Genomic DNA, 12,764 nt, shown 5'->3' with positions numbered 1-12,764 from the left:
TGATCAGGACTCCCGTCCTGACATCGCAAGGCAGGCCCTGCGATGGTGCCGCGCAACCAAAGTGAGGAGGCCATCGACTGTCCTCGAAATGAGGACACTTGCGATGTTACATACCTCGTGGGCGAGCGTGGCATAGTAGTGGTCGAAGCCGGAAAACAGGCTGGTCGGCGGCATCGTGACGCGATCTGCAGTGGGTTCGTAATAGGCTTCAGAGCCCTGGTGGCGCAGATTGACGGGGATGGCGGCGAAGAAGGCGTCGAGCTCGGCCTCGCGCCCTTCAGGCTCGACCAGCTCCAGCGTTGCAGCCGGATGGAAGCGCTCGGGCAGACCTTCGACCTGATCGGCATTGAAGACCGGATAGGCCTTGAGCACCCGGCGGGCCTCGTCGGTCTTTTCGCCGGTATCGGGGGCTTCCACCTCTTTGGTGTAGCTCTTGTAGAAGATCGCGATGGTCGACTTCTCGCCCTTGCGGACCTGGGCGCCAAGAGACTTGGCTTGGTTATACGTCATCCAGAACGGCGAGGCATAGCCGCACATATCGGCGACCATCCACAGCCAGAACACATTCATGCCCCGGTACGGAATCCCGCAGGTCCGCAAGGGGCGGGAAACGGGCACGCCGCGCCACGGCTTGATCCACGGCTTCGTGCCAGCTTCCAGACGAGCGATGATTTCCTGGGTGATGCGGGTGGCGGGCGACACGCCGCTGCCCTGCCGCTTGCGATAGGCCATGATGGTTCTCCTGATTGAGGCATTTGGACAGTCGGCGACGGGTTCGCCGGTCAGTGCCACAGGTTCCCGAGCCCCCTCTGCTCTGCTCCCAAAAAGGAAGCGGCCCTCCGGCGTAAGCCGAAGGACCGCTTCTCGAGGTACGAGTGGCCGAGCCTGTCAGGAGGAGGTCAGGCGGCCAGCTCGCGGGGGGTATGAATTTCGCCGTCGACACCAGGCTCAGCGTCAGCTGCTTCGATCTCGGCTTCACCAACCTCCGGTGCAGCGGAGGCGAAGCGCATGACCTCAGGCACCCAGGCCAGAGCCTTTTCACGGACCTCGACTTCGGTGATGTAGGTGCCAGAGAAGACGCGCTCCGCGCTCATCGCGAGGTACCCCTTCTTGACCGAGGCAAAGCGCGAGGAGAGCTCGAGACCGCCGACATCAGTCAGCGCGTCAAGGATCACCTGCTTCGACACCCGGTCAAAGTAGTTGGCGGCTGTCGGGCGCCACCACTGCGCCATGTCGATGCCGATCAGGCTTCCGAGATGATCCTGGAATGGCAGCTGACGCTCACCGGCCATGTTGAGGCTCGCCTCGAGCGACCGGGCAACGACATAGCCAAGCCAGGCCGCGCGGCTGTCATCGGGCAGCGCGCGAAACAGATCGAAGCGGGAGATCGCATCGTCACCAACGCGCCAGCTTTCGTCGAGACTGGAGCGGAACTCGGCAAGCCCGCTGCTCGCCGGAGCATCCTTAGCTTCGAAGCCGATGATCGGGCCTGCCGGAACAGGCGCGCGCAGCGTGCTCGCAGCCCGCGCCCGCCAGTCGTGGGTATCGGCATCGGCAAGCGTGAAGACCATGATGTCGAGCGCTAGACCGGGGTCAGATGCGACGTGCAGTGCCAGGACATCCCGGCGCTGCATGGCGAGCTCGTCAACCAGGCGCTTGGACAAGGTCGTCCGGCGCTTGTCCGAACCTTCCTCGCCAGCAACGACTTCGATCCCATCGTCGGCTTCGGCGGGTTCAGCCTGACGCTCGCCGTAGAACACCGGCTGGAGAACCGGCGTGCCATCGCGCGAGAGCACCAGGATCATCCCTGCCTCGGCCTTGAGTTCGGCCGCGATGACGGGCGGCCGGGCCCGGATTTCCTGGCATTCGCGTTCGATCGCCTCAATGGCCGCTTCGGCCGCAGCCACAGCCTCCTCGGCACTGTCCTCGTCTTCAAGGATTGCCGCATGCTCGTCATAGGAGGCATCGAGTTCGTCGAGCCTCGCCACTTCCGCTTCGGTTAATGGCGCCGGTTCGGCGGGAAGCCGGACCAGCCCTTCGACCAGGTCGTGGCTGGCATAGGGATCGAGCGTGGGCTTGACCCAGGCGAGGCCCTGCTCGGCGGCGAGGGCTTTGGCCTGCTCTTCCATCTTCGCGGCGGCGAGGCTCTCGAGCAGCGCGACGTCGACCCAGGATTCGCTGTCATCGTCATCGAACAATTCGCGTTCGATGCAACCGCCGGCGGCCATGTAGGCGTCCCGGCCAATGAGCCTGGCTCGAGGGTCACTGCCCCGCACAGTCCCGGAGAGGACCATGCGCCGGATGCTGTCGGGATTGGGCGCGTAGTAGGCCGAGGAGACCTGCTCGAAGACACGGGCCTGGATATCCTGATCCGAGGTTGCGCCGAAGGCCTTGGCAATGTCGAGAGTGATTTGGCCGGAGGCCAGTGCCTCGAATACGACGGGCGCAAGCGTCGCGAGGCGCAGTCGGCCCTCGACGAAGCGGACGGTCAGACCGAAGCGGCGAGCAACGTCCTCGACAGTCGCACCGCCTGCCACGAGCGCGGCAAAAGCCTGGGCTTCATCGGCGGGGTTCATGGCGAGGCGGTGGAAGTTCTCCGCGAGGCTGGTCTCGACCGCGGCTTCGGCACTGTCTTCGAGCACGAGGCACGTGACTTCGTGATCGCGGGCGAGGAGCTTTTCGTCCGCGAGCGCCAGCATCGCACGACGACGGCGCTCGCCCGCTTCCACCTCGAACTTGCCTTTGGCAGCGGGTCTAACGATGAGGTTCTGCAGCAGACCATGCGCAGCAATGCTGGCCTTGAGTTCGGCATCTGCTGCCGGGTCACTGTGACGGCGGACATTACGGGGAGACTGAACGAGCTTGTTCAGCGGGATCGATTTGATCATGGGACACACTCCTGATTGTGAGCCCGGCGCATCGACCATCGACGCCCAAATGGCTCAACCAGGGCAAAGCCCGCTCCCCTCTAATGCGTTCGAAGCAGATCTCCTGATAGGCACGGAAAATGACGGCTGGCGATGGTTGCGACTTTCCGGTCATTCCCACGCGGCGGGTTGAAAGCAGGTCTACCGCCAACACCCTACACTCAGCGAAGGCTTCACGTCGCAGGATTAAGACCGCAACTGGGCCGTTCGCCGACAGAGCGGCTTCGGAAATCGATTAGGGTGCTGCCGTTGTTTCACATATGCGACCTGTCCTTTCCTCCCATCTCTCGAGCATTCGATGGGGCATTTGGCGCGACCTGAAGGCCCTCAGGCTTGTGGATCGATCACGCAGAAGCCTTGACAGGTGCGCTTGATGAATGTCGAACAAAGATGGAACGGAGGTGGTGGATGAATGGCGTCGAAGAGGAATTCATAGCCAAGTTCTTGTCCGAACTTCGCGAGGACAATGCCGCAGTCTTTATCGGGGCAGGCCTTTCCAAAGCCGCCGGCTTTGTCGATTGGCGCGGCCTTCTCGCGCCAATCGCCACTCCGTTGGGGCTCGACGTAGAAAAAGAAAGCGACCTCGTCGGGTTGGCCCAATTTCACCTCAACACCAATGCCGGCAATCGTAACCAGCTCAATCAGCTCCTTATTGACCAATTCACGGATTTGCCTGCGCCCACCGAAAATCATCGGCTGCTCGCCCGCCTTCCGATCCGCAGCTATTGGACCACCAACTATGATCGGCTGATCGAACAGGCTCTAAAGGACAGCGGCAAACGGGTGGATGCAAAATACACCATCGAACAGCTCTCGCTAACAGTTCGCGGGCGCGATGCCGTCGTTTACAAGATGCACGGCGACATTGAGCATCCGGACAAGGCTGTGCTCACCAAGGACGATTATGAGCGCTACGCAGGGACTCACGCGCCGTTCGTCACTGCGTTGACCGGCGATCTTGTCGAACGGACCTTCCTGTTCCTCGGCTTCAGCTTCACCGATCCCAATCTCGACTACGTTTTGGCTCGGATTCGCTCGCGATTTGAGAGGAACCAGCGGCAGCATTTCTGTATCGTCAAGACTCGCTCTAAGCTGCCAAACGAGTCGGAGGCCGACTTCGCCTATGCCAAGACGCGCCAGGACCTGGTCGCTCAGGACCTGCTACGGTTCAACATCAAGACTATCGCAGTCGAAGAGTACGGCGATGTCACCGAGCTTCTGCGCACAGTCGCCAACCGGTTCCGGCAGCGGACCGTGTTCATATCTGGAAGCGCGGCGGACTACGGCCCGTGGGGACAACAGGACACTGAGAATTTCCTGAGGCGCCTTGCGGCGGCGCTCATCGACCGCGACTGCCGCATCACAAGCGGTTTTGGACTGGGTATCGGCAGCGCCGTCGTCACCGGCGCCGTCGAGCAAATATATTCCAGCAGCCAGCGCACCATCGACAGCCACCTGCTACTTCGGCCCTTCCCGGCAGGGATCCAGGACCAGGCCGAACGCACACGCGTTTTCGAGCGTTATCGAGCCGAGCTGATTGAGCAGGCTGGAATCGCTATCTTCCTTATGGGGAACAAGCAGCAGTCAGGCGACGTGGTGCCGGCGGACGGGATGCGGGTAGAATTCGATCTCGCGCGCAAGGCGGGCCTGCATTGCCTACCGATCGGCGCGAGCGGCTGGATATCGACCGACTTCTGGAACGAGATGATGAGCGATATCAAAGTCGCGCTTCCGGGGCACAACGACGATTTCTATGCCCTGTTCAAGCGGCTCGGCCAGCAGGTCGACAATCCGCTCGAGCTCATCGAACCCATTCTCCAGATTATCGACATTCTCAGAAAGGAATAGGCATGGCGCGTCACACCTTTTTCAGCTTCCACTACGAACGAGACGTTTGGCGGGCGGGACAAGTTCGCAACAGCTGGGTCACGCAGGAGCGGGTCGCATCCGGCTTCTTCGACAAGGCGGCTTGGGAGGAGGTCAAGAAGAAGGGCGACGCGGCCATTAAAGCCTGGATCGACGCCGAACTCAAAGGCACGTCAGTGACGGTCGTGCTGATTGGCGCCGAGACGGCGACTCGCGATTACGTAAATTATGAGATCACCCAAAGCTGGGCCAAGAACAACGGCCTCTTGGGCGTCTATATACACAACCTCAAGGACGCCGCGCAGAAGACCGACACCAAGGGCGCTAATCCGTTCAGTCAGTGGACGTTCAAGCGCAACGGTGTTGTTGTTTCGATCCCGACCTATGATTGGGTCAGCGACAACGGCTACGCCAATCTCGGCAGCTGGATTGAGACCGCAGCGAACGCCGCTGGCCGCTAAAACTGCGGCCTCGAGAGCGCGAGGTTTGGGGCGTTAGGGGGCATTGATGGCGACATTCACGGAAAGCCGTATTCGGCAGCGCGCGCAGCAGAAGACAGGAACCTTGAGGAAGGCAGCGACCGTCCTCAGAGAGGAGGTTGCCGCGACCAAGACCAAGACCAGCTTCGACATTTTCCTGAGCCATTCGACATCCGACGCGGAGATCATCTTGGGCGTTAAGGCGGTCCTCGAGGACTATGGTAAGACGGTCTATGTCGACTGGCTGGAAGACCCGCAACTGGACAGGAGGAATGTTACCGCCGCATCCGCCGAGGTGATCCGGGCGCGGATGCGCCAATGCAAATCGCTGGTCTATGTGCATACCGCGAATTCCGGAGGGTCCAAATGGATGCCGTGGGAATTGGGCTATTTCGACGGCTTTAACGGGGCGGTGGCTATCCTTCCCGTCACTAGGAACCGCGAGGCGACCTTCGAAGGCCAAGAATATCTCGGCATTTACCCGTATATGGACGAAGCACCCTCTACTGGGAGCACGGTTGAAGAAATCTGGGTCAACAAAGGCAGCACGGCGTCGCGGCGATGGGGCACATGGATCAGCGATCCTCGCACGTTCCGCAAAACGGCTTAAGAGAGTTTCTTGACCGGCGCGCGCATGGTGAAATCAATCTGACGTCCGGCTTCGGGGGGGCGCTTTACTGACGATCCGCTCGCGCCCCCAATCGGCAGCTTGTGAGAGAACAAGACGTTGGCGTTGCCAGATCTGAGTGACCGGGTCTGGTCGCGTGCTGCCGGAAGCGGAACGCCGTATCTTGCGACAAACCCGCCGCTCAGCGCCGCAGCTGTAAAGGTCCGGCTATGCCGAAACCGGCCGGCCCCGGGCTAGAAGTCATTCTCCTATGTCCAGGCGTGAGGACGAACCGGATCGGCGGCTTCAAATACACGAAAGGCGATAAGCTGCCGCCAATCATGCGCCGCCTGCGATCGAATCTTTGGCCGGTGTTGGGAATTCTCTGGCTGACGGACCTTGGAAATTTGGTCGAAGTCGCGCAAAGAAATAGGAATGGCAGCGAAAAAGAGAAAGGGCGCGAAGAAGGCGAAGGGTGCTGACCGGCAGACGGCGGAGCGCGATGATCTCATCAAAGATGGAGGCGGCTACGACTGGGGCTGGCCCGCCATCGAGATGGTCATGGCCAACATGGAGCTATCGCAGCGCTTGGCCGCCGGTGGCTTTTCGGGCTGCGGCTATGGGGTCATCCCCGATGACTTGCCCTTCATAACGCTCGTTGGTTCCAACATTCGCGGAATGCAGTCCGCGCTCACGCTCCTGAAGGAATGGACCACGCTATCCGGACCGAACGCGATTCGCCTTGAGATCGCTTATGATGGGCCGGGCTATGTGCTTGCGATTTCCCAACAGGTCGATCTTCTGCGCTGGCGTGTTTCAGGAATCGACACGGTCGGCCAGCCGCTCATGATGGTGACAAGCCATATCAAGCGCCTGGATTCGCGGCATTGGATGCTCGACCAGTTGGCCGACTATGCCGAGCAGCCGGTAGCGCCTCTATGGCTGATTGTTGCAGAGATGCCGGAGAGCGTCTCGCGCGGAGGCGGCAGCCGCGACTTCGGCTTCACGCCCAATTGGGATAACGCCATCCTCCTGCCCGGCATTGAAATCTATCGTCGGCCCGAGGATCGGCCGCCGCATACGATGGCGAGAACCGAGGCCGAATTCGAGGCAAGAACGAAGAATGGCCCGGATCCCGGCTGGCCGCCGCCCCCGGAACAGGATCCCGCGAGCGTCGCGAGCGCCCGTGAGCGGCGGCTCGCCGCGTCGATGCCCAAGACGCTCCACGTGCTCCGCAACACTAACCGAGGTGCCGCGTTTCTGGAGCAGGCGTTGGTGCTGGGGTGCGCCCGGTGGCAGGTCGAGCAGGCGATCTGCAATATACGGTCGGCCGATTTTCTTGCCTATCAGCCGAGCGGTGCGCGCAAGCGCCTCGCCATGATCGACGCCGTCCGTCATCGCGTGCTGGAGCCGGCCTCGATGGACGTCGATCTCACCGTCATCTCGAACGACCAGATCAGCGCCCAGATCGGGCTCGACACCGCCTTCCTGTTGCGGCGCCTCGAACCCGACCGTGAGATCGGGGACGCCGTCGCTGAGCGGATCGAGCGCATTCGGGAACTCGGTTATGGCTGACACGCTCGTGCAGGCGACGGCAGACCGCCTGCGGGTCTTCATCAGCTCGACAATCGGCGAGTGCGCGACCGAGCGGGAAGCCGCGCGCGCCGCTATTCGAGGCCTCAACTTCGAGCCGGTGCAGTTCGAACGTGAGGGCGCACGAGCAGAGGCGCCCCGCGACTTCTATCTGCGCAAGCTCCAGGACTCGCACATCGTCATCGGCATCTATCGCAAATCCTATGGATGGATCGACGAAGCCAAAGGGATGTTCATTTCCGGGCTCGAAGACGAGTTTCGCGAGGCGCAGCGGCTCGGCAAGGACTTCCTAGCCTATGTGCTGAAATCCACGCGCGACCGCGATGCCCGGCTCGAGGCGATGGTCAGCGAGATGATGGCAGGTCCGAACGTCCTCTATTTCTTCGATGACGGCGAGGATCTCGAGGCGCGGTTTCGCGATGACCTGACGGCGCTCATCACCGATCGGGTTACGCTGGCGCAAACTTCATCGCCTACCATCGGCACCGCGAGTGCAACGCTCGCCGCCATTTTTCGCGACGGAGCGCTGCGCGTCCGGCGCAACGGACTACTCGATCAACTTTCGCGGGCCGCAGCACTGGCTCGGATCGTCTGGGTGACAGGAGCATCGGGCGCAGGCAAGACGGCGCTCGTGGCCGAATGGTCGCATGAGCGCGAAGCGGCTTATGTCAACGCCCGCGGCATGGACGCCCGCACGGCGCTGCTCGCCGCGGCCGAGCGGCTGGGGATCGCGCGCGGACCGGAGCTTGCGACACCCTTGTTCGAGGACGCCCGCTCGATGCTGGTCGCGCGTTGGCGACACGGCAATGGCTGGCCCTTGGTGCTGGACGATCCGGAAGATGCCGATGCGGTCTGGTCGGTGCTCGGCACCTGTCTCGGGCAGAGCGGCATTGGCTCAGTGGTGATCGTCACGCGCGAAAAGCCGGACGGCGCAGCCGGAGACGAGCTGCCGGTAAAGGGCTTCACCAGCGACGAGCTGGTGGCGCTGCGCACGCTCGCCGGCGCGTCGGTCCCGGCCGGCCTGGGAGATCTGCCGCTCCTCCTTCGCATGAATGCGACGGCGGTAACTGGCAGCCAGCGCTACAACGCGTTGAATGCCGTCTCGCGCGAGATCCTCGGCTATCTGTCGCTTGCGCCGGCGATGCTGACCCTATCCGACATGCAAGTTCTGCTGGGCAGTGCGGCCGCTACGCCAACCGAGATCGCCAAGCATGTCGCCGTTATGGACGATCTTCTGTTGGAGACCGCGGCGGGGTACGGCTTCATCCACGAGAGTCTGCGCGAGGAGATTGGGCAGATTGTCCTTGAGCGCCCCCAATTGCATGGGCTGCTCGTCGATCGCTTGTCGAAGCGGCTAGCACACACCGGAAGATCCTGGGCGGCCTTCAGCCTACGGCGGAGCGAGATGTCCGAGCAGGTCGCGCGGCTCGCCAATCGAGCCGCCTCGGAGGCGGTGTTCAGCGGATCGACGCGACACCTGACCGATGCGCTAGAATATCTCGTCGACTATTATCGGTCGCGTTCGGAGAAGGGCCGTCTTGTTTCGGTTCTGATCGCGCTCGGCGAAGCGCGCGCAAACCAGGGCACGACCAAAGCCGCTGAGCTGCTGTTGCAGGAGGCGCGCGACACTGCGGCTCAGATCGACGATCGCGAAGCCGGAGAGATGATTGATCTGCTCCAGGCCTCGATCGATCTGAGGCGTTCGGCATCGGCGGCCGCCCTCGAGCGCGTGCGCGCGCTGCGCGATGTTGCGCGAGTGCAAGGTCGCAAGGATCGCGAGGGGCGGCTGCTGATTGACGAGGGCGTCGCCTATCTGAGCGTGAATGACACCGATGCCGCCGCGCTGATCTTTCGGCGCGCACGCGAGGTCTTCGCCGAGCTCGAGGATGGATATGGCCTTGAGATCGCGACGCGCAATCTGATCGCATCGCTCACACTCTCGAAAGAGGGGAGAAGCGAAGCCGAAGCGCTCCGCGCCGAACTCGAGGTCGACGAGCCCGATTCACCTCGTCATCGCGCGTGGTTGTGCAACTTGGAAACTCCGCGCCTCCGCATCGAGAAAAGGTTCGAGGAAGCCGAAGAGATGGCCCGCGAGGCGATCGCCATCGGCGAGGAACTAGGCGACAGATATCTGGTGGCGATCAACCAGATTATGCTTGGCAACGTGTTGCGTGATGCGGAGGATCTCGCTGGCGCGAGAGATGCCTATGCCGAGGGCGGCAAGCTCGGCCAGTCAGTGGGCCGGCCCGACATCGAGGGACGCAGCTCGCGTTTGCTCGCCTCGGTCGACAATCAGGCCGCCGCAGCGGCGGAGGGTGTAGAAAGGCGCACACTCGCAGCACGTGCCGAGCAATATGCGACCCACGCCGCTGGGTTGTTGGCGGACAGTTATGCCTGGGTCGAGCAGGCCTTCGCGCTTGAGGAGCGGGGAGACGCCCACCGGATTCAGGGGCACGACCGTGACGCAATGTCCGACTATGCGCTTGCCATCGCTGGGTATCTTCGCGGAGATGATCGTGCCGAAGCCGAGCGCCTGTTGCGCTACTTCGTACCGTTCATCGCCGAGGAGGAATATCCCGAGACGCTGATCGCGCTCGCCTTCGATGGCCGGAGCAATCTCAAGGGGGCGAGTGCTTGGGTCGAAGCAATGACAGTGGCGCTATCGCGCTGCCCGAGCGCGGCCGCACCCAGCGTCCTCGGCTCTCTGGTCCGGTCCTTTCTCCCCGGCCGGAATGGTGCATTTTGGTTCGATTGTCTGGTCCGGTGCCTTCTTGCTGTCGACGAGCGGCGCGGTCTGAGAAAACAGGGATCGCTAGGCTCTATGCTCTTGCTGGCGATCCTCAGCTTTGGTCGGCATCGCTCCTTTACCACCGCGGAATTGCTTACGCTTACCGGAATTTGCGCGAGCGGGCTCGACCATATGATAGTACGTCACCGCCCAGATGACGATCTGAACCTGGTCCTTCGCCTGGGCAGCACGCAGCGCCTGCTTTTCACGGTGCGCACCGATGCCAAAAGGCCTGAGGCGATGTTCGCGGCGCTGGTGATTGGAGCCTTCCTCGATGCCTTCGCAGACGAGCTTTCGGATATTCTCTCGCCGGACCTGTTGGAAGAGGGCGCCGCGATCGACGTCCATGTCTTCGCCCAGGCAGTCGAGAGCCAAGCGGTCACGGACTTTTTTCGTGAAGGCCTGAAGGACAAGCCCGTTGCGACCGCCCGGATCATCGCGAATGAGGGCGAGGAGCCACCTATCGTGGTCTTCGCTCGGAAGGATGCGATCGAGGCATTGGCGGCGAGCGAAGAGCGAGGAGGAGAACTTGAGATCATGCTCGCACGCTTCCTTGATGAAGTCATCTTCGTGACCACGGGTCGCAGCGTCGATGACGAAATTTTCTCCGCGAAGATCCGAGACCTGCTTATCTCAATCCTAGGGTAACGCGTCGGGGCTTGCTAACTTGACTCGGCCATATGCAGGGAATTGGCACCACTATTCTTAGCAACGCCTCGACGATCGCCGGGCGACAACGAACTTAATTTGGGGGATGCTTTAGCGCGGCACTGCAACCGAGCGAACGGCGGCTTTCCCGCTGAGGTCCGTCCTTGCAGTATTGGCTTGGAACGTCGTGATCTGGTCGGTCATTGCCATTCCAGACTCGAGGCCGGTAGCGTAAATGGACTCGCTCGGCAGCGAGCACTATTGTTCGCCGCCATGTTCCACCTCCACTGCACCAAAAAGCTGCTCGATCGGATCAAACCGGACATCGTTACCGCTGGGCACAGCGACACCAACTTGGGCAGCTGGTATGCGACCATCCTGTTCTGGAAGCCGCAGGTAGCTTTGCTGGTTTCTGAGTGCACGCTGCTTCCCGTGCTTATGCCGCTAGCCCCAGCGGCCACGCTTGCTCGAAGATTCCCCGCACAATTGGCGCTGGTTCTGAAGGAGCACGGCGTCTCATCTGAATTCATCGCTCAGGAAGTCTGGCGGATGGACAAGGTCCAGTACGCGAAAACTGCGAACCGGAGCGTCGTAGGCATCCTCAATGAGTTCGTTCGCCAAGCTGAGTTCTGGCTCGCCGCCTATGCTTATCAAAAGGGCGACGATGATGACCTCTTGGCGATTTCGGCTAAGCTCGCGGAGACCCCATGCAGCCCGTTATACAAGGGGCCGATTTCGCCGGACAAGGCCCTCCACGAACTCGTGAAGGCTAGTTCGCAGATTTAAGTCTGCTGGCCGGACACTGTGCTAAGAGATCCTTCAGCACTCGGTCGGAGGCCCAACTCATGCGGTCAGACGGGATCGGGCGGCAAATCGACAATCCGGAAGACAGCGCCCGATCCGGCATCACGGACCAGATCAACGCGCGCACCATCCCAGTGATAGTCGAGGTGCCGCCCCTGTATGGGGTTCGACGCGCAGTCCGGGTAGAAGAGCGCGACGCATTCCCCACCGGGATGCCGGATGCTCGGGTAGGCAATCCCGTTCGATCCCGCGCCCCTGAGGTGCCGCGAGACTGCTTGGGATGCCGCGTAGCTGTCGGGGTCGAGCGCCGGAACCGGCTCCCCCGCCCGAGTTCGGAGATCATGCAAGTCTGCATCGACTGCCATGACGATTTCCCGGAACTGCGAGGTCCATCCAGCCCCTTCCTTTGTCCGCGCCATGAAGCGGGCATGGTGGTGGATCGTCTCGAACAACGCGGTTTCAAACCGGTCGCCAACATAGAGCACGCCGTAGCTGCCATCGGTAAAGCGACTTGGCCGGTCGGTGCTGACATGTGTGAATGGCGCCATGAGGTAGGAAGCGCCGTTGCCGCCGACGCGTCGGTCGACTGGAACAAGGTCAAGATTGCCAATCGTCGCCATGATGCGAGGATTGGTCTTCTGCTCTGCCGAGATCAAAAGCGGCCAGTCGGCTGGATCAGCGATGTCCTCGAACAGGTCGATGGGCGGAAAGGCACTTCGGATGATCCGAACAGCGCCCTTCCACTCAACTCGAGAAACGGGGATATCCGCCGTTCCGCTCACCATCCACCACGTTCGGCGTCGAGGTAGCGACGCACCCGCATGATGTCGGTGAGCTCGCCTCCGAGCATTACGTCAAGGCCACTCACTCTACCGAATGCATCGTTGGTCGCCCTGATCCAGGCATAACCACGGGTCGCATCCGAGAAGATTGTAGACCGGCGTGCAAAATTGACCCCGTTTGAGGGGTAATCGGCGTCTAAAATTGACCCCACCCTTGGGCATGTTTGAGGCTGTCCGTTTGTGCATACGAACGGCGAGGGCGGGGATGTT

At 61.7% G+C, this 12,764-nt stretch carries 8 protein-coding genes and 2 pseudogenes; 6 read left to right on the top strand and 4 right to left on the bottom strand.

From position 1 onward, the window contains the following. Positions 1-111: 111 nt before the first annotated feature. Positions 112-732 (bottom strand): annotated as a pseudogene (locus tag POM99_RS21495) (ArdC family protein); the annotation flags it as partial. Between the two features lie 167 nt (positions 733-899). Continuing rightward, a complete protein-coding gene (locus POM99_RS21490) occupies positions 900-2,888 on the bottom strand; it encodes a ParB/RepB/Spo0J family partition protein (protein WP_277280778.1) in 1,989 nt (662 codons plus the stop codon). Positions 2,889-3,335: 447 nt separating this feature from the next. Between POM99_RS21490 and POM99_RS21485 the strand changes: the two genes are divergently transcribed. The 6 genes from POM99_RS21485 to POM99_RS21460 all read left to right on the top strand — a co-directional run bounded on the left by POM99_RS21485 (position 3,336) and on the right by POM99_RS21460 (position 11,694). After that, positions 3,336-4,775 carry an SIR2 family protein gene (locus POM99_RS21485; protein ID WP_277280776.1) on the top strand — a complete coding sequence of 480 codons (1,440 nt, stop codon included), beginning with the start codon at positions 3,336-3,338 and terminating at the stop codon, positions 4,773-4,775. 2 nt (positions 4,776-4,777) lie between these two features. Next, complete coding sequence (locus POM99_RS21480) at positions 4,778-5,254, top strand: TIR domain-containing protein (protein ID WP_277280775.1); 477 nt, start codon at positions 4,778-4,780, stop codon at positions 5,252-5,254. A gap of 46 nt (positions 5,255-5,300) precedes the next feature. Further along, complete coding sequence (locus POM99_RS21475; RefSeq protein ID WP_277280773.1) at positions 5,301-5,882, top strand: toll/interleukin-1 receptor domain-containing protein; 582 nt, start codon at positions 5,301-5,303, stop codon at positions 5,880-5,882. A gap of 432 nt (positions 5,883-6,314) precedes the next feature. Beyond that, a complete protein-coding gene (locus POM99_RS21470; protein ID WP_277280772.1) occupies positions 6,315-7,454 on the top strand; it encodes a hypothetical protein in 1,140 nt (379 codons plus the stop codon). Further along, on the top strand, positions 7,447-10,908 hold the full coding sequence (locus POM99_RS21465) for a DUF4062 domain-containing protein (protein ID WP_277280769.1): 3,462 nt from the start codon (positions 7,447-7,449) through the stop codon (positions 10,906-10,908). The genes POM99_RS21470 and POM99_RS21465 overlap by 8 nt, the downstream gene beginning before the upstream one ends. Positions 10,909-11,181: 273 nt before the next feature. Continuing rightward, positions 11,182-11,694, top strand: a complete 513-nt coding sequence (locus tag POM99_RS21460) for a DUF6933 domain-containing protein (RefSeq protein WP_277280768.1) — start codon at positions 11,182-11,184, stop codon at positions 11,692-11,694. Between the two features lie 65 nt (positions 11,695-11,759). Here POM99_RS21460 and POM99_RS21455 read toward each other — a convergent pair whose 3' ends face one another. Both POM99_RS21455 and POM99_RS21450 read right to left on the bottom strand, forming a co-directional pair. Beyond that, on the bottom strand, positions 11,760-12,494 hold the full coding sequence (locus tag POM99_RS21455) for an RES family NAD+ phosphorylase (RefSeq protein ID WP_277280784.1): 735 nt from the start codon (positions 12,492-12,494) through the stop codon (positions 11,760-11,762). After that, positions 12,491-12,646: pseudogene (locus POM99_RS21450) on the bottom strand (MbcA/ParS/Xre antitoxin family protein); the annotation flags it as partial. The pseudogene POM99_RS21450 and the gene POM99_RS21455, both read right to left, overlap by 4 nt. Positions 12,647-12,764 lie beyond the last annotated feature (118 nt).

Origin of the sequence: Novosphingobium cyanobacteriorum (assembly GCF_029436685.1) — a bacterium.
Classification (GTDB): Bacteria; Pseudomonadota; Alphaproteobacteria; order Sphingomonadales; family Sphingomonadaceae; genus Novosphingobium; species Novosphingobium cyanobacteriorum.
This window is presented reverse-complemented; position numbering and strand designations above follow the sequence as displayed.